The 20,461-nt window shown below is 68.3% G+C and carries 19 protein-coding genes and 1 tRNA gene; 11 read left to right on the forward strand and 9 right to left on the reverse strand.

The window, feature by feature from the left end:
- Positions 1-13: 13 nt before the first annotated feature.
- A complete protein-coding gene (locus tag BXA11_RS25715; protein WP_076438606.1) occupies positions 14-1,036 on the reverse strand; it encodes an aldo/keto reductase in 1,023 nt (340 codons plus the stop codon).
- Between the two features lie 17 nt (positions 1,037-1,053).
- Positions 1,054-2,490, reverse strand: a complete 1,437-nt coding sequence (locus BXA11_RS25720) for an aldehyde dehydrogenase (RefSeq protein ID WP_076438608.1) — start codon at positions 2,488-2,490, stop codon at positions 1,054-1,056.
- Positions 2,491-2,618: 128 nt separating this feature from the next.
- Here BXA11_RS25720 and BXA11_RS25725 point away from each other — a divergent pair, with 128 nt between their 5' ends.
- The 4 genes from BXA11_RS25725 (at position 2,619) to BXA11_RS25735 (ending at position 4,990) form a co-directional block, all read left to right on the forward strand.
- Complete coding sequence (locus BXA11_RS25725) at positions 2,619-3,281, forward strand: TetR/AcrR family transcriptional regulator (RefSeq protein WP_076438609.1); 663 nt, start codon at positions 2,619-2,621, stop codon at positions 3,279-3,281.
- Positions 3,282-3,720: 439 nt separating this feature from the next.
- Complete coding sequence (locus BXA11_RS25730) at positions 3,721-4,389, forward strand: hypothetical protein (RefSeq protein ID WP_076438778.1); 669 nt, start codon at positions 3,721-3,723, stop codon at positions 4,387-4,389.
- Between the two features lie 72 nt (positions 4,390-4,461).
- Positions 4,462-4,641 carry an HAD hydrolase-like protein gene (locus BXA11_RS45665; RefSeq protein WP_342202872.1) on the forward strand — a complete coding sequence of 60 codons (180 nt, stop codon included), beginning with the start codon at positions 4,462-4,464 and terminating at the stop codon, positions 4,639-4,641.
- A gap of 73 nt (positions 4,642-4,714) precedes the next feature.
- Complete coding sequence (locus BXA11_RS25735; RefSeq protein ID WP_076438780.1) at positions 4,715-4,990, forward strand: CPCC family cysteine-rich protein; 276 nt, start codon at positions 4,715-4,717, stop codon at positions 4,988-4,990.
- Between the two features lie 343 nt (positions 4,991-5,333).
- Here BXA11_RS25735 and BXA11_RS25740 read toward each other — a convergent pair whose 3' ends face one another.
- On the reverse strand, positions 5,334-5,798 hold the full coding sequence (locus tag BXA11_RS25740) for a hypothetical protein (protein ID WP_143734515.1): 465 nt from the start codon (positions 5,796-5,798) through the stop codon (positions 5,334-5,336).
- Between BXA11_RS25740 and BXA11_RS42400 the strand changes: the two genes are divergently transcribed.
- From BXA11_RS42400 to BXA11_RS25750, 3 genes are all read left to right on the forward strand, one after another.
- Positions 5,797-6,642, forward strand: a complete 846-nt coding sequence (locus BXA11_RS42400; protein WP_143734516.1) for a hypothetical protein — start codon at positions 5,797-5,799, stop codon at positions 6,640-6,642. The two genes, BXA11_RS25740 and BXA11_RS42400, sit on opposite strands and share 2 nt — an antisense overlap.
- Before the next feature lie 200 nt (positions 6,643-6,842).
- Positions 6,843-6,908: transfer RNA gene (locus tag BXA11_RS25745), tRNA-Phe, on the forward strand.
- A 387-nt stretch (positions 6,909-7,295) separates the two neighbouring features.
- Entirely contained in the window at positions 7,296-7,730 is a 435-nt protein-coding gene (locus tag BXA11_RS25750; RefSeq protein WP_076438612.1) for a nitroreductase/quinone reductase family protein, read from the forward strand.
- A gap of 582 nt (positions 7,731-8,312) precedes the next feature.
- On the opposite strand, the gene BXA11_RS25755 is transcribed toward BXA11_RS25750, so the two are convergent.
- The gene (locus BXA11_RS25755) at positions 8,313-8,867 is read right to left on the reverse strand and encodes a CGNR zinc finger domain-containing protein (protein ID WP_076438615.1); all 555 of its coding nucleotides are present in this window, start codon (positions 8,865-8,867) and stop codon (positions 8,313-8,315) included.
- A gap of 116 nt (positions 8,868-8,983) precedes the next feature.
- Here BXA11_RS25755 and BXA11_RS25760 point away from each other — a divergent pair, with 116 nt between their 5' ends.
- A complete protein-coding gene (locus tag BXA11_RS25760) occupies positions 8,984-9,847 on the forward strand; it encodes an NAD(P)-dependent oxidoreductase (RefSeq protein ID WP_076438617.1) in 864 nt (287 codons plus the stop codon).
- Between the two features lie 169 nt (positions 9,848-10,016).
- Here BXA11_RS25760 and BXA11_RS25765 read toward each other — a convergent pair whose 3' ends face one another.
- Positions 10,017-10,418, reverse strand: coding sequence for a PIN domain nuclease (locus BXA11_RS25765; protein ID WP_076438619.1), 402 nt, complete (start codon positions 10,416-10,418; stop codon positions 10,017-10,019).
- Positions 10,415-10,639, reverse strand: a complete 225-nt coding sequence (locus BXA11_RS25770) for a type II toxin-antitoxin system VapB family antitoxin (RefSeq protein WP_030508726.1) — start codon at positions 10,637-10,639, stop codon at positions 10,415-10,417. Before BXA11_RS25770 ends, BXA11_RS25765 begins: the two co-directional genes overlap by 4 nt.
- Before the next feature lie 421 nt (positions 10,640-11,060).
- Between BXA11_RS25770 and BXA11_RS25775 the strand changes: the two genes are divergently transcribed.
- Positions 11,061-11,531 (forward strand): immunoglobulin domain-containing protein, encoded by a 471-nt coding sequence (locus tag BXA11_RS25775; protein ID WP_143734517.1) that lies wholly within the window; start codon positions 11,061-11,063, stop codon positions 11,529-11,531.
- A gap of 171 nt (positions 11,532-11,702) precedes the next feature.
- On the opposite strand, the gene BXA11_RS25780 is transcribed toward BXA11_RS25775, so the two are convergent.
- The 3 genes from BXA11_RS25780 to BXA11_RS25790 all read right to left on the reverse strand — a co-directional run bounded on the left by BXA11_RS25780 (position 11,703) and on the right by BXA11_RS25790 (position 14,996).
- Positions 11,703-13,046 (reverse strand): FAD-binding oxidoreductase, encoded by a 1,344-nt coding sequence (locus tag BXA11_RS25780; RefSeq protein ID WP_239105033.1) that lies wholly within the window; start codon positions 13,044-13,046, stop codon positions 11,703-11,705.
- A gap of 126 nt (positions 13,047-13,172) precedes the next feature.
- The gene (locus tag BXA11_RS25785; protein WP_076438625.1) at positions 13,173-14,174 is read right to left on the reverse strand and encodes an alpha/beta fold hydrolase; all 1,002 of its coding nucleotides are present in this window, start codon (positions 14,172-14,174) and stop codon (positions 13,173-13,175) included.
- Positions 14,175-14,198: 24 nt separating this feature from the next.
- Positions 14,199-14,996 carry an alpha/beta hydrolase gene (locus tag BXA11_RS25790; RefSeq protein WP_076438627.1) on the reverse strand — a complete coding sequence of 266 codons (798 nt, stop codon included), beginning with the start codon at positions 14,994-14,996 and terminating at the stop codon, positions 14,199-14,201.
- A 222-nt stretch (positions 14,997-15,218) separates the two neighbouring features.
- Here BXA11_RS25790 and BXA11_RS25795 point away from each other — a divergent pair, with 222 nt between their 5' ends.
- Together BXA11_RS25795 and BXA11_RS25800 are read left to right on the forward strand one after the other, a co-directional pair.
- Complete coding sequence (locus BXA11_RS25795; protein ID WP_076438628.1) at positions 15,219-18,002, forward strand: helix-turn-helix transcriptional regulator; 2,784 nt, start codon at positions 15,219-15,221, stop codon at positions 18,000-18,002.
- A gap of 188 nt (positions 18,003-18,190) precedes the next feature.
- Positions 18,191-20,458, forward strand: coding sequence for an ATP-binding protein (locus tag BXA11_RS25800; RefSeq protein ID WP_083744580.1), 2,268 nt, complete (start codon positions 18,191-18,193; stop codon positions 20,456-20,458).
- The last annotated feature ends 3 nt before the right edge of the window (positions 20,459-20,461 follow it).

Genomic DNA, 20,461 nt, shown 5'->3' on the forward strand with positions numbered 1-20,461 from the left:
GGTTCCTTCCGGATCAGTGCTGGGGGCGCGCGTTGAGCGCGCCGTACTGGCCGCCGCGCACCCGCGCGGGGTCGAACAGGCCCGACAGGTGGGCGACGTCGTCCGCGCTCAGCGGAACGGCCGTCGCGGCGGCGTTCTGGCGCGCGTACTCCGGCCGCTTGGTGCCGGGGATGGGCGCGATGTCGTACGGCTGGGCGAGCAGCCAGGCCAGGGCCACCTGGCCCGGGGCGTGCCCGCGCTCGGCGGCGAACGCCTTCAGCCCCTCGACGAGGCGGAGGTTGCCGGCGAAGTTCTCCTCCTGGAACTTGGGCAGGGTCGAGCGGAAGTCGTCACCCTCGAACGAGGTCTCGCTGGTGAAGCGGCCGGCGAGCGCGGCCCGCCCCAGCGGGCTGTACGGGACGAAGGTGATGCCCAGTTCGCGGCAGGCGGGCAGCACCTCCTGCTCCACCTCGCGGGCCCAGAGCGAGTACTCGCTCTGGAGGGCCGAGATCGGCGCCACGGCGGATGCCCGGTGCAGGATGTCCGGACCGACCGCGCTGAGCCCGATCGCGCGCACCATGCCCGCGGTCACCAGCTCGGCCATCGCGCCGACGGTGTCCTCGATCGGCACGGCGGTGTCGTGGCGATGGAGGTAGTAGAGGTCGATGTGGTCGACGCCGAGGCGGCGCAGGCTGGCCTCGCAGGCGGCGGCCACGTACTCCGGGCGGCCGTCGTAGACCACCCCGCCCTCCTCCGAGGGCCGCGCCCCGAACTTGGTCGCCAGGACCACCCGGTCGCGCAGGCCGCGCACGGCGCGGCCGAGCAGTTCCTCGTTGTGGCCGAAGCCCTTCTGGGACTGGCCGGTGGCCGCGCCGGCGGCGCCGTAGATGTCGGAGGTGTCGAAGAAGTCGATGCCGGCCTTGACGGCGGCGTGGATCGTGGCGACGGACTCCGCCTCGTCGGCGTCGCCGTAGAACTGGGACATCCCCATGCAGCCCAGGCCGATCGGCCGGACGGAGATGTCGGTGTGCCCGAGGGTGACACGGGCTTCGCGCATGATGGTCCTCCTGGTCCTCAGGCGGCGATGGTCTTGTACTCGACGTACTGGGCGAGGCCGGCGACGCCGAACTCGCGGCCGATGCCGCTGCTCTTGTAGCCGCCGAAGGCGCCGTCGTAGGTCGGGGCGGCGCCGTTGACGGTCATCCACCCGGTACGGATCCTGCGGGCGACCTCGATGCCGTGCTCCCGGTCGGCGGCCCACACGCCACCGCCGAGGCCGTACTCGGAGTCGTTGGCGATGCGGACGGCGTCGTCCTCGTCGTCGAACGGGATGACGACCAGGACGGGGCCGAAGATCTCCTCGCGGGCGATCCGCATGTCGCTGTCGACATCGGCGAACAGCGTCGGACGGACGTAGTACCCGCCCTCCAGCCCGTCAGGGGTCTCGAGTCCGCCGGTCACCATCCGGGCGCCTTCGGCGACGCCGAGTTCGATGTAGGAGCGCACCCGCTGCTGCTGGTCGGCGCGGACCATCGGCCCGATGAAGGTCTCGGGGTCGGAGGGGTCGCCGACCCGGACGTCCTCCATCATGGCGGCCAGCGCCGCGACGACCTCCTCGTAGCGGCTGCGCGGGGCGAGGATGCGGGTGTGGGCCACGCAGTTCTCGGCGTTGTTGCCCAGCGACAGGGCCCTAAGGCCTGCCACGACCGCCGTCAGGTCGGCGTCCTCAAGGATGATCGAGGCGGACTTGCCGCCCAGCTCCAGGCTGACCCGCTTGAGCTGCTCCCCGGCGACGGAGGCGATGCGCCGGCCGGCCGCGGTGGAGCCGGTGAAGGCGATCTTGTCGACGCCGGGGTGGGCGACCAGGTACTCGCTGGTCTCGCGGCCCGCTGGCAGGATGCTCACCACTCCCTCGGGCAGCCCGGCCGCGTCGAAGACCTCGGCGAGCGCCAGGGCGTCCAGCGCCGTCTCCGGGGAGGCCTTCAGGACGACCGTGCAGCCGGCGAGCAGCGCGGGAACCAGCTTGACCAGGGCCGACTGGTGTGGAGCGTTCCACGGGATCACCGCCGCCACCACGCCGACGGGTTCCCGGCGCAGCCGCGTCGTGGCGTCGCCGACGGCGCCCACCTCCTCCTCCCAGCCGAGAGCGGCGGCGGCGCGCACGTACGCCTCCGTCATCTCCGGGAGGGACTGCAGGTGCGTCCAGCGGGTGAACCACAGCGGCGAGCCGTTCTCGGCGGTGACCAGGGCCGCGAACTCCTCGGCGCGGACCGCGTAGAGCTTGGAGAACCGCTCCACGACGGCGCTCCGTTCCTGCGGGCTCATCCGGGGCCAGGGGCCCTCGTCGAACGCCCGGCGGGCGGCGGCGACCGCCCGGTCGACGTCGGCGGGGGCGGCGTGCGGCGCGGTCCCGACCAGCGAGCGGTCGTGCGGGGAACGCACCTCCAGGACGTCCGCGGTGGCCGGGGCGACCCACTGGCCGCCGACGTACAGGTTCGGGTAAGTGATCACGGAAATACTCCTCATATAGGTGTCCATCGGACCTTTATGACTATAGCGGTCCAGTGGACACGTATCAAGTGTCCGATGGACCGCTAATGTGGGGAGCTGCCATGATCCGCGGTGCGCGAGGAGGTTCGATGGACGAGGTGGAGGCGCCGTCCTTCCAGCGGGCCAGGCGGCCCGAGCACCGGGAGCTCCGCAAGCAGGAGATCCTGGACGCCGCGGAGGCGCTGCTGGCCGAGATGCCCGCCGACGAGATCAGCCTCCGGGAGCTGGGGCGCCGGCTCGGGGTGTCCAAGACGCATGTGGTGCGCTATTTCGAGAGCCGGGAGGGCGTCTTCCTAGGGCTGCTCGCCAGGCTCCGGCTGGCCTGGCTCGACGCGCTGGCGGACGAGTGGCCGGCCGCGCCGTGCGAGCCCGACCAGGTGATGCGGGCCTGGGCCGATTCGCTCGCCGCCCGGCCGGTCCTGTGCCAGCTGTGGAGCCTGCTGCCGACCGTCCTGGAGCGGAACGTCTCCGCCGGCACCGTGCGCGCCTACAAGTTCATCGACCTGGAGCACCGCACCCGGCTGGCGGGGCTGGTCAGGGAGCGGGTGCCGGCCCTCGGCGCGGGTGACGCTCTCACGCTGACGGAGTACGCCGTCGTCGCGCTGGTGGGCCTGTGGTCGTTCAGCAACCCGACCCCGACCATCGTCGAGGCCACGTCCGACCCCCGGCTCGCGGGCTCCCGGGTGGACTTCGCCACCATGTACGGCGAGATCCTGCAGACCACCCTCGCCGGTCTGCTCGCCCGAGCGTGAGCCGCCCCCGGTTCAGCGGACCGGCCGGACGTACTCGGCGAGGGTCTCGGCGGTACGCGGAGTACTACTCGGATTGACGCGGCACCGTGCGGCCTACGGATCGGAACGTTGCGTAGTGGCCCAGGCCGTGACGATCGCGTACTCGGCGTGCGCCGGTCGTGGTAGGGGCGATCGACGCCAAGTCCCTCCCTCGTGGGGAACCGGCACTGGGTGGCCATGCCTGAGGTAATACGAGAGTTGACGACAATGCTGACGACACTTCGGCCACCATGGGCGCACGTCGGCATCCGAGCAGCACCGCTGACCTCGGCACGGGCCGGGGGAGCAGGGTGATTGCTCCGCCTGAAAAGCGGAAGGTCCGTCCTGACTTGGAAGCCGGTTGTTCCGGTCGGTCGGAGAAGCGCCGGATCACGCTACCGTGCGCGGTTGGATGGAGAGCATGTCCGCTCACGACGTGGCCCGGCTGTTGCCCGATGTGCCGGTGCTCCGTGACCTGTGCCGGTCCATGGCGGTGCTGGAGGCCATCCTCAGCCCGGGGTGGGAGAGCCGCTACCACTGCTTCGACGCAGGGTGGGGTCCCGGGGAGGAGATGGCCTCGATGCGCAACGGTTCCGGAGATGAGTACTCCATCGTCTTCTCGGCAGCGGGTGCCTACATCCGCGGCTTCGACCACGAGGCGGCGATGAGCCCGTACGACAACGACGGGCCGTGGCCGGGGGTGCTCGACTCGGTTCCCGAGGTCTTTCGGCACTGCGTGGCCGAGCCCGCGTTCTGCGACGAGGACGGGATGCCGGTCCTGACTGCCTGCCTGTGGCGCGGGACCGGTGACGACTGCTGGCGGCTGGGAGAGATCGACTACCCTGACGGCGCGAGCGACCCCGACGGGGCGTCATACCTATTCGCGCGGCTCACCGATCCGTCTCCGGAGGCGTTCCGGCGGTTCGCCGAGGACTACTACGAGATTCCGGTGGACCTGGACGCGGTGCGGCACGTCTGCGCGCTCCGCCCGCTGACACAGGCGGTGGTCACCACACTGAATGTCGACCTCACCATCAAGGATCTCGCCGACGACCTCGCGGCGGCCCGGTATCCATCCGTCACCGGCTGAGAAGACGCTCTGCCCGTGGGGTGGTGGTCGTGCAGAGGCTCGCGCTCTTCGACCCTGGCCGCCGGTGGATGGATGGGTGGTGACGATCTCATCAAGGACATCGGTGGGGGACGGGCCGCCGGCGTGCGTACGCTCTGGGTCGACCGGGGAACGGGCCCAATCAGGAGCACGAGGCGGACCACGTCGTCACGGACGTGCTCCAAGCGATGGAGATCATGCACGGCGAAGGCTGACCGGACTGCCGCGAGGTGATCTGCAATGTAGTCCGCTCAGTGCGGATCCAGGGGCAGATGGACAGGTGCGTTACCGTGCGGTGGTGACGTTCATGAACATCGTGCGTCGTAAGGGCGACGAGCTGTATCCGTGTCCGTGCTGCGGGTTCCTCACTCTTGAGGAGCGGGGCATGCACGAGATCTGCCCGGTGTGCTTCTGGGAGGACGACGGCCAGGATGAGCATGACGCCGACGAGGTTCGCGGTGGTCCCAACTACGGACTGAGCCTCACCCAGGGACGGCGAAACTTCGCCAAGTTCGGCGCAAGCAGTAAGCGGTGCGTCGACAAGGTACGTGACCCCCTCCCTCACGAGCACCCAATCCGATGATCTTGCTAACCCGAGTGCTAACAACAGGTCTAGACGGACCTGGACGACCGTGGACTGAGGGATCCTGCAGAGACCGCCCCACCAGGCCCAGAAGACAACCGCGGACGGTCCTGGACGGTCTTGACCTAACTCGTAATGAAGGGGCAAGGGGTCGATTCCCTTAGGCGGCTCGACGTCAGAGGCCCGACATCTCGGGAGAGCCTCTTGCTAACACCTCTGCTTACAGCTCAGGGTGGAGAGTGCGGAGCCCTGGCGCAGTGCAGGCGGGTGATCCCGTTTGCTGGCCTCACAAGCTCAACGGCTCTCCTGCCCCCTCAAGGGGCTGGTATAAGGACCGCGCTCGTCATCCGATGACGATGGGTGATTGCTCGATGGTGAATAAAGCGCCCTGCCGAGGATCGGTGGCGACCTGACCGCTGACATAGCCGGCGGACGCGCCGCCGGTCTCCGTACAATCTGGATCGACTGGGGCGCCTGGCACGAGCGCGATGCCGATCACGTAGTCGGTGACGACACGAGCAGCCGCCGACCAGGCCCCGCCTGGCTGTACCAGCCCGAGCCGTGCAGCCATCTCAAGGAGTTCCAGCGGCCTGCCTGCCGCGCCCTGCTGAACCCCAAGAGGCAGGACCTGACATTCGGCGAGGCGGATGAGGGAGTCTTTAGCGATCAGCTGCGAGGGGAGGCACCTCTGCTGCATGCCGAGACCAGGGCAATGCGAATCACAGAAGTGAAGTGCTTTTTTATTGGTATGGGATTCGGCGCCGATAGGCATGTAACGAAAGGTGCACGGCATCCGATAATTCAGCATGCTGGCTAACCTGTTACCAGGTATTCGCGAGATTCGGGCACCGATTTCCGCTGGCTATATCTGGCTATTCTTTGCTTGGCTGATTTGGGCTCGCCATCTTCCCGAACCGGCCCATGCAGCTGGACTCTTAGTCGACGTCTACAGGCTAGCAGACAGCATGGGAGAGTCGGGAGTAGGGATCGGGCTCAGCTTTTTAGCTTACATGATCGGGATCATTTCGACATCGATCTCTAGGCGTATCAACGGATTCCTTTCTATATTCATTGGGGGAAAGGCTTCTCGTGTAACTTTGCGCAGTATCTTGCGTAGCCGAGGTCTAGTTACCTACCAGGAGACGTATCAGTTTGGCTTGCGCGGCATTCTACCCATTCGCATCGCTAATGGAGTTAAATTGATGGCGTCAATGCTGTCACCTTCAACTCCCCCACGCATGCGAGCAATCTGGGAGTTCATGCGCGAGCTTTCGAATGACATTGGGCAAATTCCGGTGCGCCTAATAGGTCACGACCAGGAACTATACAATGCCTATGATCGAACTAATTCTGAGGCGGAGTTTAGGACGGGGTGTGCCTTCCCGTTAGGTGCCGTAGCTGTCGGGGTCTACTTGCAGGTCAATGCAGCAGCCGGTATTACAATCGCTTTGGTTGCTTTATCAATACTGATAAGTGGGATTAAACGTGAAGGTGAAGCGTCCCTATTCTTGCTATTGACGGTCACTTCTGGCCGGATGGATTCTTCTATTCTAGAGAACGCCAAAGATATTATCGATCGCTACGAGAAATCTTTCGAAAATGAACGCGGGTCGGTAGAAACAAGGTCAGCTGGTAGCGAGTCGGCCAGCTGAGGCGATATAGTTACGGCCGCGGTGTCGGCCAATGCCTGAAGAATGCGGGCCGGATCTGGGCCGTAGCGGTCGTGACAGTCCTCAGGGAGGCGCTTGTTAGCTTGCGGTGGGCCAGTTGACGACAGCACTGACGACAACGTCAGCCACCATGAGCGCCCGACGACACCTGTACAGCCACGCTGACCTCGCGTCCCGGGGACGGAGCAGGGTGATTGCTCAGCCTGAAAAGCGGAAGGTCGGCAGTTCGACCCTGCCCCTGACCACCATCCTTGAACAGTCCAAACGCCCCGAGCGATCACGCTCCGGGGCGTTTTTGATTTTCAATGAGGGCAACGGCGAGAGGCGCTACGGCTAGGGCATGCCCTCCGCAACGGCGTCATCAGCAGTCAGCTATGGGGTAGCGCACTGCGCGCCCCCAGAGCCGCTCTCTCATGGCCATCCCCGCTGGCCCCCTTACGGATGGCTCGGCTTTTTGTTCGCCGCGTAGGCCATGCCAGGTGCGGTAGCCCCCGAAGTGATCCATCCGGGTGCGTTCCGCGGCGAGATCGGCGCACAGATCAGAGAGCGCCGCTCTTGACTGTGAGCGTCTTCTCAAGCATTCTTGTTCTCGGGCGAGAGCAGTGCTCTCGGAGGAATGTGCTGAGGAGCTGGCCATGACCCGCTACATCGAACCGACCCGCATGGATCACCTGTTCAACCGTACGGTTGCCGGGCTGACCCGTATCGGGATCAGCATCTGGGGTTCTCGCATCCTGTACGTCCGCGGCCGGTCCAGCGGCGAATGGCGCACCACGCCGGTGAACGTGCTGACCCTGAACGGCTCTCGCTACCTGGTCGCACCCCGAGGCGTCACTCAGTGGGTCCGCAACCTGCGAGTCGCCGGAAACGGCGAGCTACACGTGGGCCGCCGCATCGAAACGTTCACCGCCAGCGAGCTCTCCGACGACGAGAAGCCGGCCATTCTCCGGGCGTACCTGAAGCGCTGGGGCTGGGAGGTCGGAAGGTTCTTCGAGGGAGTCGACGCGAGCGCGTCCGAGGAACAGGTGCAGGCGATCGCTCCGGACTTCCCCGTCTTCCGGATCAACTAGAGAGGCTTTATGGCTGGGGTCAGGGCGGGTGGGAGTCCAGGCCGGTCTTGGCGGTCAAGCGCTGCCGCGGACATCCCCGTCGGGCCTTGCCATCGGGTGACAATGGCCGAGGTGACAGCAAGCTCCCCACGCGAGAGCACACGCCGGCTGTCGTCGGCAGCCCTCTGACGACGGTTATCGCTGTCTCGGCAGAGTGATTGGTCGGCCTGAAAAGCGGAAGGTCGGCAGTTCGACCCTGCCCGCCATCTCTGAACAGCCCAAACGGTTGGCGCCCTTCCACGATGCGAAGCGGGATCAGAGGGCGATGGCGCCGAGCGCGATCCCGTGGGTACGTCTGCATCTGGGCTCCTTTTGTCCTGAAGCTGAGCAGGCCGGGCAGAACTCGGTCCAGACCAACCTGGTGCGTCCGGCGGGGCTGGTCTGCGAACACTGTGAACGAACGCTGGCTGTCAGCGCCGAAGCGCCGCGGATTCACGTGCTCAACTGAGCCGCATCTGAGTACGGGCCGGCGGTACGGAGGCGCGGACGAGAAAGCGGTGCCTCAAGTGGCCGGGCTCGCCGGGCCTGATCACGGCTGTCAGGTCAGCTGCCGGCGAGTCGTGCCTTCTTGACCTTGTTGCCGCAGGTGTTCATGGAACACCAACGGCGGTTGGCTCCGCGGCTGGTGTCAAGGAAGAGCCCCGCGCATCCGGGGCCTTCGCAGTTCTTGATGCGGCTTCGGTGGGGGCCCCCGAGGATGAGGATGGCATCTGTGGCCAGGACTCCGAGGGCGTCACCGACAGGCGTCGTCTCGGTCAGGCGCCATCCTGCGAGATCGCGTTCGAGCGCGGCCTTCGCGTGCCCAGCGGCCGCGACCGTGTTGAGAGTGCGCACATCCTTCGAATCGGGCTGTTCACCTGCGGCGATCGCCGACCCGATGCGGTAGATCGCCTCGCGCAGCTCGACGGCGTCCTTCAGATCGGTCGGCGACACGTCCGTGGCGTCAAGCCCTGTCGCCTGCAGCCACATCTTCAGCCGGGCAGGGTCGGTCAGCCGCTCTCGCGGCGCCATGCCGGCTCGATCGCTGAGGGTGGCGGTGAACCGGAACGCCAGGACCTCGTTGTCCATTCGGAACACACGACGTACGTCCTCGGTCATCCCGGCCTCCGCAGTGAGCGACCACACCTATCGAACCGTCTTAGCCGGTTCGACACGATCGTATCCCGCGTGACATCGTGGAACCGCCTCAGACGGTTCATAGAGAGGGTTCTCCAATGAGTGACATCGCGGTCATCGGACTGGGAGCGATGGGGCGGCCCATCGCACGCAACCTCTTGAGGGCCGGATACGACGTCGTGGTGTGGAACCGCTCCGACAGGCCCGCGGACGAGATTGTCGCGGCGGGTGCCCGTCGAGCCGCCTCGGTCGCAGAGGCCATGCACTCGCCGGTGGTCTTCTCGGTCCTGGCCGATGACCGGGCCGTCGCCGAGACGTTCATCGACTCCGGTGTTCTCGCTAGGGCCCCGGGCGGGACCGTTCACGTCAACCTCGCGACGGTGAGCGCCGGCCTGGCTCGCCGGGCCGGCGCAGCGCACGCCGAGCATGGTGTCGGGTACGTCGCTGCACCGGTCTTCGGCCGTGTTCCAGTCGCCGAAGCCGGAGCACTCAACATCCTCGCGGCGGGCGAGCAGGGGCTGATCGACCGCGTGCAGCCGCTCTTCGACGTGATCGGCTCGCGGACCTGGCGACTCGGCGATCGTCCGGAGCAGGCCAACATCGTGAAGATCCTTGGGAACTACCTGATCGCCTGCGCGATCCAGTCGCTGGGCGAGGCTGTCAGCCTCGCAGAAGGCGCCGGTGTCGAGTCGGGGCAGTTCGTCGAACTGCTGACCTCAACACTCTTCCCGGGAACCGTCTACGCCGGCTACGGGTCGATGATTGCCGACCGGCGCTACCAGCCGCCCGGATTCACTACGGTCCTGGGCCGCAAGGACCTCCACCTCGCGCTCGATGCGGCGAACGACCATGACATCCCGCTCCCGATCGGTGAACTCCTGCGGACTGTCTTCGATCAGGCCGTCGCCGACGGTCGCGGGGCGGACGACTGGGCGGTCATCGCGGAACAGCAGCCGCGGTGACCGCCGTGGGCCAATGACCGTGGCCGCGGCCTGCCGATCACGCCACGAGGCAGCCGGACGAGCCATTCACCTATTACGACGTCATCCTTTCCATCTTTCATGACCACGACGTGGCCGTGGTGTTGAGGTGATCTGGTGAGCGGGCCCGGGTGTCCTACTGCCGGTTCCGTTAGCTGATCCAGCGCACCGGTTGTCCGGTCAGGCGGGCGATGGCGTCGAAATCGGCGTCTGCGTGCAACACGGTGAGCTTGTGATGGCGAGCCGTTACCGCCATGAGGAGATCGACCGGAGAGGCGCATTGGTGCCATCCCCTGTCAGCGAGCTCGCGTTGCAGCCGGCTTGTCTCGTCCCAAGCGGATTCGGGGATGAAGTAGTACGGAAAGGTCTCCCGGAGCAGGCTGTCGGCTTCGTAGAAGGCCGGTCGGCCGCCGACTGCTCTGAGGTACTCCTGCCTGATCGGCTCACAGATGCCGACAAGCCCGGCGGAAACCGTGTGATCCCATTCCGCTCCTACTCGACCACGGTAGAAGCGGACCAACGCACTGGTATCGATGAGGTAGAGCTCTGTCACGCCACAGCCTGTTGCGCGCCATCGCCCTTCTCGATGGCCGAGAAATCGATTTCTCCCTCGGCCACCATCTCCCGCATGCGAGCTATGGCGGCTGCACGTCTGCGCCGGTCGACGATCTCTCGTAGAGCGGCGTTGACCGTGTCTTTCTTGGAAGAAGTGCCGAGCAGCTTCGCGGCCTCGGCCAGGGCCTCGTCATCAAGGTCGATCAGGGTCTTGGTCATGGGCGCCGCCTCGCTCATATATATAAATCCAGATCAGTATATCAGCAGACCTCGGTCGGCGAGAGTCTCCAGTCGACCACGATCGACCTCCGGGTCTTCGAGGGCCGACAGGACGACTGCTACCCCTCGACCGCTACCCCCGGGAAAGCGGAAGGCCGGCAGTTCGACCCTGCTCCTGACCGCCGGCGTTGAACAGCAGGACGCCACGTAGCGATCACCGCCCGGGGCCTGGCGTCCGCTGACGGCCGTCGGCAACGAGGGACCAGGGCCCGACACCCGATCGACCCTATATGCCCAACTGAGGGCGATTTGTTGGACTTTGAGGATTCATGCCGGGTTCGCGTACCCGGTGCGGCCCATTCTCCCTGCGCTGATTAGGTACGTGCGTCACATGGGCATCAGCGACCCCATGCGTCTCCGCATGCTCGCTGACGGTCGGTTGGGTAATCCCCGTACGAGATCGCGTCTTCATCCGGGATACGCGACCGCCGCCGCGGCGACCATCGCCGTCGCCCTGACGCCGATCGAGGCGGCCGGGCCCGCGTCCGCGGCGACCGACGCCGCCGCGCTGATCGCCGTAGGCCGTCAGCAGGCGCCGCGCATCGACCAGTCCCCGGTCGCGCTGATCGCATTCGCGGGCGAGACTGCGACCTTCGACGTGAGCGGACACGGCATGCCCGCCGCGACGGTGACCTGGGAGATGCGCAAGCGGGCCCCGGGCAACGACAAGTGGACGCCGATCCGCGGCGCGGCCTCCGACGTCCTCGAGGTCGCCGCGTCGAAGTCCGTCGACGGGACGCAGTACCGCGCGGTCTACTCCAACACGATCGACGGCAAGGTCTACGAGACGCGCAGTGCGTCCGCGACCCTTCGGGTCGTGGGTAAGAAGTGATTCCAAGCCGCCCTCCGCTGCACAACTGATCACCGGCCCCGTCCCCGCCCATGGGACCGTGAGACGGGGACGATGCCGGAGGATCAGTTCAGGCGTACCGTCGTGGAGGACAGGCGGCCTCGAAGGCGGGCAACCGGCACCGCCTTCCCGCCGCTACATCCGTAGCTCTCGTCAGTTCATGGGCGGGATGTTGTGGTTGATCCGGAACAGGTTCGCCGGGTCGTACCGCCGCTTGATCTCGCGTAGCCGCGGGTACGCCTCCTCCGACCAGGCCAGCGCGGCGGTCTGCGGGTCCGCGTCCCCTCCGAACATGAAGTTCAGATACCGGCGGCCGGTCGACCACGGTGCCAGGGCGTCGATCAGCGTCTGCTCGTAGTCGTGCAGGGCCTTGGCGTCGGGCGGGCCGCCCGCCGCCACGAGGAAGACGTTGTAGAGCGTCGCGTCGCGGTTTCCGACCGCGTTCGGCACCGCCGGCGGCCGGGCCAGCGCCCCGCCCATGTGCCGGATCTCCGCCAGAACCAGCGGCGAGGCCGCGTCCGGGCCGGCCAGCCGGAGGAACTCGTCCACCGCCTTGGACGGCAACTCGCTCAGGAGGGCACCGTGCTCGAACAACGGCAGCGGGTCGATCGGGTCGTTGTGCACCTCCGCGACCGCCGAGTACGGCATCTCACCGACCGCGTCGATGATCGGCTCGCCCAGCGCCCGGAACGGCGCGACCAGCCGTTCGCCTTCGGCCGGGTCTCCGAGGTACGTGATGCGCAGATGGGCCACCAGCCGGTCGCGCAGCGGTTCCGGCACGAACGGCAACGCGGGGAGGTGCAACAACCCGACCGAGCCTGACATCTCCTCCGGCACGCCGGCCGTCCACTCGCGGAACAGGTGCAGCACCTTCCCGGACAGCTCGCCCGGGAAGAAGATGCCGCCGCCGTAGAAGCCGCGGATCGGGAACAGGCCGAACTCGATCGCCACCACGACCCCGAAGTTGCCTTTCCCGCCGCGCAGCGCCCAGAACAGGTCGGGCTCGGATTCCGCGGTGACGCGTCGCAACCGCCCGTCCGCGGTCACCACTTCCACAGCGGTGACGTGGTCGGCGGCGTACCCGTGTTTGCGGCCGAACGGCCCGAGACCTCCGCCCAGTGTGTAGGAGACGACCGTCACCGTGGGCGACGAGCCGTTCAGACCCGCGAGACCCACCGTGGCCGCCTGCTCGATGAAGTCGGCCCACCGGACGCCCGCCTCGACCCGGGCCGTGCGGGCGCCCTCGTCGATCGCCAGCCCGGTCAGGCGCCGCGTCGTGATCAGGACCGAGCCCGTCGACGGCACGGAACTGCCGTGACCCGCGCCCAGCACCGCGACCGGCAGGTCACGAGCCGCGGCGAACTCCACCGCGGCCTGAACGTCGGCCGCGTTCTCGGCGCCGACCACGACGGACGGCGCGTGCACCACCGTCAGGTTGTAGGTGCGGAGCTCCTCCGCATAGCCCTCGTCCTCCGGCAGGAGGACGAGGCCGGTCACCTTCGCTCGAAGGTCGCCAATGGACAATTGCGTACTCATAGGAGAGTGGCCTTTCTGGGTGGTGCCGGACCGCCGGACCGTCGCGCCCGGCTGATCGCGCCTCTTTCGACGACTGGCGATCGGCGGCTACTTCAAGAAGGCGAGCAGGCGCTGGGTCATCTCGTCGGGATGCTCTTCGTAGATCCAGTGGCCGGAATCGGGGACGACGACGCCGGTGACGTTCTTCGCGTACCGCTTCACCTGGTCCGCCACGGCGGAGCCGAGGCTCGCGGAAGCGCCGATCGCGAGGACGGGCATGGTGAGCTTGTGCTTGCGGTAGACGGCGTTGTCCTTAATGTCCTGCGGCAGTGTGCGGAACCACGCGAAGCTCGCTTCGAGGTGCGCCTTGTCCCGCAGGTAGCCGGCGAAGACCGAAATTTCGTCCGGAGTGACGGCGCCCCGCTTGACCTCGAGGTTCTCGATGAATTTGCCGGTCCACGACGTCTCGCGACCGGTGATGAGGTCTTCGGGCAGGCCGTTGGTGAGCGCGAAGAAGCCGAAGTGCCACAAGCCGGGACCGTCCGCGGTCAGTGACGGGTAGGAGTAGATGCCGGGGTCGGGGATCGGCGCCTCGCTGAGCACCAGTTTCCGCACGTCCGCCGGGTGCGCGGCGGCATACGAGTACGCGACCATGGTGCCGATGTCGTGCCCGACGATGCGGAGATCCTTGTCGCGTCCGAGTCGCACGAGCAGCGCGTGCAGCTCCGCGGCCATCGTCTTCTTGTCGTAGCCGGCCGCCGGGGCGTCGCTGCGTCCGGCGCCGGGCAGGTCGGGGGCGATGACCGTGTAATGCTCGGCCAGCGCCGGCATGATGTGCCGCCACTCGTACCAGGTCTGCGGGTATCCGTGGATCAGGACCAGAGTCGGTCCGTGGCCGCCGATCACGTAGTTGATGCCGAGCGAGCCGGCCTGCACCTTGTGTTCGGAGAATCCGGCGGGCATCTCCTCTTTCACGGAGTGGGCGGTCGTCGGCGAAGCGGCGCTCACCGGTCCGGTGACGACGACGGACGTCAGTCCGACGGCCGCGGCCACGGTTACGGCGAGCAGCGCCAGACGCCGCGGTTTGGACAAGCTGAGGGAAGGTCGCATTGATGGCTCCAGGGTGAAGAGTGGCTACAGGGACTGTCGGCGCAGCCAGGTCAGCGCGGTGTCGGCGACCTCTCGCCAGCCGGCGTCGATGGTCAGCGAGTGGCCCCGGTCGGGGAACGCGGTGATGTCGGTGACGGCGTCAGAGTGCCGGTACTGCTTGAGCGTCGCGCGGACGACGGTCTCCGGGACGGTGTGGTCCTTGCCGCCGCTCATCAGCAGCAGCGGGCCGCGTGCCTGGTTGGCGGTGTCGACCTTGGCCGGTGAGTGCGGGTTGAAGTTGGCGGCGGCCGCCTCGAACAGCGGCTTGCCAGGTGCGGGGATCGTCCATCTCTCATACAGCGCGTCCGACTCGGCCTCGGAGATGGCGTTGCCGAACGCGAACCGGAACTGCTCGGCGGTCAGCGAGACCGCACGGTGCTTGTTGGCGGGGTTCTTGAACACCGGCAGCGTGGCGCGCAGCGCGGACAGCGGGAGCGGCAGGACGCCCTTGATCTGCGCGGCGTCGATCGCGACGGCGGCGCGGGCCAGGTCCTGCCCGAGCAGCTTCTGCGCGATCATTCCGCCGAAGGAGTGGCCGACGAGGATCGGCGGGGTGTCCAGGGTGCGGATGATCCCGGCGAAGTGCTCCACGACGTCGTCGATGCCATGGTCGGCGATGCTTTCGGGGTTCTCACGCGCCTCGGCCACGGTGTCGGGGTCACCCGGCCAGCCGGGGGCGGACGGCGCGTAGCCCGCGTCGCCGAACAGCTCGATCCAGGGGGTCCACGACGTGGCGTGCAGCCACAGGCCGTGAATGAAGATGACGGGGATCGGTGTCGTCACGGTGCCTCCACATGTGTTCTTGTCTGCGCAGCAGGAGAACACCGGCACCGGGGGCTTCGTAACAGGGAAAGTCCACAGTCCCCCCGCGTCGCATGCCACAGGCGGTGTGGTTTTCCCGACTTCGGAGCACATGAGACCTTCCGCTCGTTTTCCGGCGACAATGTTCATGTCGGAGGTGATAAGCGGCGCTCCGTCACGACTGGCACTGGGAGGGTTCGGGACGTGGACCCTGATGTGGCGGACGAGTCGTTCGTCGGCCGAGCGCGTGAGTCCGACCGGCTTCGGTACTGTGCGGACAAGGTCAGGGAAGGTGACTCCTGGCTGGCCGTCATCGAGGGTGAGGCCGGGATCGGCAAGAGTGCCCTCGTGCGCAGGTTCGCCGCGTCGCTGGACGACTTCACGGTCCTCCGGGCGATCGGCGACCCGTCGGAGGCCGACCTGCCGTACGGCGTGATCGGACAGCTGGCCCGGCATGTGGACCGAGCGGTGCTGAAACAGTTCCCCTTGCTGGCCGAGAGCCCGCCCGCGGGCACGAATCCGCACGTGGTCGGCGGGCAGTTGCTGCTCCTGCTGGGCGCGTTGCAGGAGTCAGGGAACCCCGTCGCCGTGATCGTGGACGACGTCCAGTGGGCGGACCGGTTGTCGGTCCAGATGCTGGGCTTCGTCCTGCGCCGTCTCTGGGCGGACCGGGTCCTGGCGATTCTGGTCACCCGGCCGGAAGCGGAAGCGTCCGGCGAAACGCTGGAGAGGCTGCTGCGGTCGTCGGAGCGGACGGTGAAGGTCGATCTGGGCGGGCTCGGCCGTGACGAGATCGCGCAGCTGGCGCAGGCCCTGATCGAAGGCCGGTTGGCGCCGGGCCTGGCCGACCGGCTGCACGCCTACACCCGGGGCCACCCGCTGTACGTCCGGACCGTGCTGGCGGAGATTCCCGCCGAGGTGCTGCGAGACGGCATGTTGGAGCGCTGGCCCGTCCCGCGATCGCTTCAGGTCGGGATCAGGGCGCAACTGGACCGTCTCCCACAGGAGTCCCGCGACCTCCTGGAGGCGATGGCGGTGCTGGACGCGCAGGTTCCGCTGTCGGCGGCCGGCCGGCTCGCCGGCCTCCCGGACCCGGCGCGGGCACTCGGGCCTGCTCTGGCCGCCGGGCTCGCGCTGTGGTGGCCCAAGGAACCTCAGAGCCCCGTCGCCCTGGTGCACGCGCTCCAGCGCGACACGATCTATGACTCGCTCACCCCCGACCGGCGTCGCCTCCTGCACGCCGGCGCGGCTGCGCTCGTGGGCACGGCCGCCGGCTGGGCCCATCGGGTCGCCGCTGCCGCGACCGCCGACGCCGGGCTCTCCGACGAGCTCGACCGGTCCGGAATGGAAGAGGCGGCGAGCGGACGCAACGCCGTGGCCGCCACCCGCCTCCTCTGGGCCTCGTCTCTGTCGGCCGACCGCGCGGATCGCGAACGACGGCTCCTCACCGCCTGTGCCCAGTCGCTGCTCACCATGCAGCCCGGCTGGGCCGCGAACCTGCGGCAGCAGGTGGAGGACTGCTCGCCGGGGCCGCTGCGCAGCTGCGTCCTGGGGACCCTGGACATGATGGCGGGCCGGTTCGCCACCGCCGAGGCGCACCTCACCCAGGCATGGCAGGAGGCCCTGTCGCTCCCGAAGCCCGGCTGGGTCGCCGTACTGGCCGGCACCTTCCTGACCAACATCATGCTCTGGCGCGGGCGGGGCGCCGAGACGGTGGAGATCGCCCGCCGCACCCTGGCCATAGGCGATCTCGACCCGGCGACGACCGACTTCACCCGCGCGGCCCTGGCGACCGGCCGGCTCTGGCACGAAGGTCCGCGCGCGGCCTTGCGAGACGTCGCGCATCTGCCGGTCCAGGGCACCATGGTGGGCAACCACAATCTCGACACGCTGGCCACGCGCGGCGTCCTGCGTCTGTTCCTGGGCGAGCTCTCCGCGGCGCGCACTGACCTTCAGATCGTGGCGCAACGCGACCAGCAGGGGGCCGGATCCAAGTTCGGCCCCCTGACGATCTCCCTTCTGTCCGTCGTCCACTACGTCGCCGGCGACTGGGACGAGAGCGAGTCCACCGCGGAGCGGGCCCTGGCCGTCGCGTCGTCCCAGGACCAGCTCGCGGGTGAGGCCCCGGCCCGTTTCGCGGCCATCTGCGTCAAGGCCGGCCGGGGCGAGTGGGACATCGCACAGCGACACCTCGACGACCTGGCGCGGATCGCGCAGTCCCTCGACTCGGCAGCCGAGATCGTCTACTCGGCCCTGGCGGCCGCGACCGTGGCACAGGCCAGGGGCGACCACACGGCCATGCTGCGCTCGCTCCGGCCGATGCTCGACGGGAGGGCCGAAGACGGTCGGTTCCGCCTGCTGTACAAGCCCTTCTGGCTGTGGCAGCAGTCGCTGCTCGTCGAGGCGCTGACCGGCACCGGACGGGTGGACGCCGCAGCGGTGGCACTGCGTGAACTGCGTTCGGCCTACGACGGCAACGGGTATCTCGGGGTCGTCATCGCCGGACTCGGCGGTCGGCTCGCCGAAGCCCAGGGCCGTCCGCACGACGCCCTCGCGATCTATGAGCAGGCCGTCGCCGCCGACGCGGACGGTGACACCGGGCCCCTTCACCTGGCCATCGTGGAACAGGCCTACGGAAGGCTTCTCCTGGCCACCGGTTCCACGTCGCGGCGGGAGGCGGCAGCGTGGCTCCACAAGGCGCACGGCCGTTTCAGCACGCTGCGCGCCGTGCCGTTCGCCCGGCGGTGCGAGGCCGATCTGTCCGCGAGCGGGCTCACGGCCTTCGAGAAGGATCCCGGCCGGCTGTCGGCGCTGACGGAACGCGAGCTGTCCGTGGCACACCTCATCGCGAGCGGACGGACGAACCAGGCAGCCGCGGCGGAGCTCTACGTCAGCCAGAAGACCGTCGAATACCACCTGTCCCGCATCTACGCCAAGCTCGGCATCTCCTCCCGCCGCCAGCTCGCCGAGGCCCTTCGCTCCGCGTGAGCCTCGCCCGGACCGACCCTGGGATCGACGACTAGGGGCCGTCCCCAGTGTCCCGGTCGGGCGCCGAGTGCTTCCCTTGGTCGAGGAGATCACCGCCTCAGCGGCCTCAGAGTGGTGCCCCTCAAGCGCGCGGTTGATCGAGCCTCCGTGACGGCCGTCGCGGGTCGTGGACCCACCGCTGAGAAGGAGTGGTCTCCATCGCCGATCCACTCAGCTTCGCGGAGGTGCTGCGCCGCCATCGGCACGCGGCGCGTCTCACGCTGGAACAGCTCGCCGAGGCCTCGGGGGTGAGCGCCCGAAGCCTGTCCAACATGGAACGGGGACGCAGCAGAGGACCTCAGCACCGGACCGTCACCGCCCTCGCGGACGCGCTCGCTCTCGATGAGAGCGCCCGCAAGCAGCTCGTCGAACTGGCGCGGGACGGCCGCCTGCGGGATCACTGGACCCGCCCGACCGGTCTGTGCGCGCTCCCGCGATCCGTCGGCGACTTCACCGGCCGGGCCGCCGAACTGGCCTGGACGAACGATCTGGTGCACGCCGGTGCCTCGCCGGGGGCGGCCGGCATCGGCCTGATCACCGGCCCCGCCGGTCTGGGGAAGACCACGTTCGCCGTTCGCGCCGCCCATGCCCTGCGGGCCGACTTTCCGGACGGGGTGTTCTTCCTCGATCTGTTCGGCATGTCCCCGCACCCCGTCGCCGCGGGGGAGGCTCTGGCGCTGCTGCTTCGTGCGCTCGGCGTCGCGGATCACGAAGTACCCAATGACGTCCCCGATCGTGCCTCCTTGTACCGGTCGTTGCTCGAGGGGAAGCGTGTTCTGGTCGTGCTCGACAACGCCGCCTCCGAGGAGCAGATCCGGCCGTTGTTGCCGAGCGGTGGCCACGGCCGGGTCCTGATCACCAGCCGCCGGCTGCTGGCCGGCCTGGAGGGGGTGCGCAGGCTCAGCCTGGGACCCCTGCCCGTGGCGGAGGCCACCGAACTGCTGACCGGGATTGTGGGCGATCGCTCCGCATCGGACGGCGAACCGGCGCTGACGCAGCTCGCGCGGCTGTGCGGCGGCCTGCCTCTCGCGTTGCGGATCATCGGGAACCGGTTGGTCAGCCGTCCCGGCTGGAGCGCCGCCGAGCTCGCCGCCCGGCTGGCGAACGAGGAACGCCGGCTTGAGCAGCTCAGTGCCGGTGACCTCAAGATCGCCAATGCGTTCGGGATGTCGTATGAGCAGCTCGCGGTGTCCGCGCGACGGGTCTTCCGGCGGCTCGCCCTGGTGCCGGGCCGGGACTTCGACGCCGCTCTGGCCGCGGTCGTCGGCGGGATCTCGGTCGAGGACGCCTGGGACGCCCTCGACGAGCTCGTCGACCTCGGTCTGCTGCAGGACGGCGCGTCGGGCCGGTACCGCTTCCACGACCTGGTCCGGCTGTTCGCCCGCGACAGGCTTCACGCGGAGGAGACCGCGGCCGAGCGCGACGCTCGGATCGAGACGGTGACGTCGTGGCTGCTGCGGACGGCCACCACTGCCGGGCGGTGGTTCGAACCCGCCTTCGGGCGTCCGGCCCGGCCCGACGCCGACCTCGCCGACCTGTCCTCCCCGGAACAGGCCGACCGCTGGCTGCGCGTGAACGTGGACAACTGGCTGGGCGCGCTGCGCCACGCGGCGAGCGGCGGCCTGCACTCGGCCGTCCTCGACTGCGCCGAGTCGATGTACTGGTTCTCCGACCGGTGGATGCACGCGCCGCACTGGTACGAGGTGTTCACTCTCGGCGCGGAGGCCGCCGCCACCCTGGGCGATCCGGCCCGCCAGGCCACGCAGATGAACTTGCTGGCCTGGGTCCATCTGGTGCCGCGAGATGACCCGGAGGCCGCCCTGTGGTACACAGCCCGGGCGATCGACCTGGCTACCCGCAGTGGCGCCACGACGCAGATCGCCTCGGCCCACCACCACGCGGGAGGGGCGCTCCGGCGGCTCGGGCGGCTCGATGAGGCCATCGCGGCGGAAACCCAGGCGGCGCGGATCCACAAGGCCAACGGCGACATGGACCGGTACTGCCACTGTCTCGCCAGCCTCGGCACCTGCCTCCTCGACGCCGGAGAACACGCCAAGGCACTGGAGCAGTACCTCGACGTGCTGGACCTGATGAACGACGACCGCTCGGGGATAACGCCGAGCGTCGCGTCGTTCAACCGGCCGATCGCGCTCGCCCGCATCGGCGAATGTCTGGGACTGCTCGGCCACCGGGCCGAAGCGATCACCAAGCTCACCGATGCGATCGGCCTCATGGAGCAGGCAGAGCTGCCCGTCCCGCAGGCACGCTCCCTGAAGACACTGGCGGGCCTGCTGGCCGACGAGGGCCGGACCGGCGAGAGCCGCAATGCCTTCGCACGGGCGGCCGAGGTGTACGAGGCCATCGGCGACGCCGAGGCGAGCAGCCGCTGCCGCGAGCTTGCGGCCGCTTCTTCGTAGCCG

This window comes from Microbispora rosea (genome assembly GCF_900156315.1).
In the GTDB taxonomy this organism is placed as follows: Bacteria; Actinomycetota; Actinomycetes; order Streptosporangiales; family Streptosporangiaceae; genus Microbispora; species Microbispora rosea.

Coding starts and splice junctions, on each gene's coding strand:
- BXA11_RS25740 (WP_143734515.1), bottom strand. CDS start 5,798: ATGCTGAATTATCGGATGCCGTGCACCTTTCGTTACATGCCTATCGGC.
- BXA11_RS25775 (WP_143734517.1), top strand. CDS start 11,061: ATGCTCGCTGACGGTCGGTTGGGTAATCCCCGTACGAGATCGCGTCTT.
- BXA11_RS25730 (WP_076438778.1), top strand. CDS start 3,721: ATGTCCGCTCACGACGTGGCCCGGCTGTTGCCCGATGTGCCGGTGCTC.
- BXA11_RS25755 (WP_076438615.1), bottom strand. CDS start 8,867: ATGACCGAGGACGTACGTCGTGTGTTCCGAATGGACAACGAGGTCCTG.
- BXA11_RS25760 (WP_076438617.1), top strand. CDS start 8,984: ATGAGTGACATCGCGGTCATCGGACTGGGAGCGATGGGGCGGCCCATC.
- BXA11_RS25735 (WP_076438780.1), top strand. CDS start 4,715: ATGAACATCGTGCGTCGTAAGGGCGACGAGCTGTATCCGTGTCCGTGC.
- BXA11_RS25785 (WP_076438625.1), bottom strand. CDS start 14,174: ATGCGACCTTCCCTCAGCTTGTCCAAACCGCGGCGTCTGGCGCTGCTC.
- BXA11_RS25725 (WP_076438609.1), top strand. CDS start 2,619: ATGGACGAGGTGGAGGCGCCGTCCTTCCAGCGGGCCAGGCGGCCCGAG.
- BXA11_RS25715 (WP_076438606.1), bottom strand. CDS start 1,036: ATGCGCGAAGCCCGTGTCACCCTCGGGCACACCGACATCTCCGTCCGG.
- BXA11_RS45665 (WP_342202872.1), top strand. CDS start 4,462: ATGGGTGGTGACGATCTCATCAAGGACATCGGTGGGGGACGGGCCGCC.
- BXA11_RS25770 (WP_030508726.1), bottom strand. CDS start 10,639: ATGACCAAGACCCTGATCGACCTTGATGACGAGGCCCTGGCCGAGGCC.
- BXA11_RS42400 (WP_143734516.1), top strand. CDS start 5,797: ATGCTGGCTAACCTGTTACCAGGTATTCGCGAGATTCGGGCACCGATT.
- BXA11_RS25750 (WP_076438612.1), top strand. CDS start 7,296: ATGACCCGCTACATCGAACCGACCCGCATGGATCACCTGTTCAACCGT.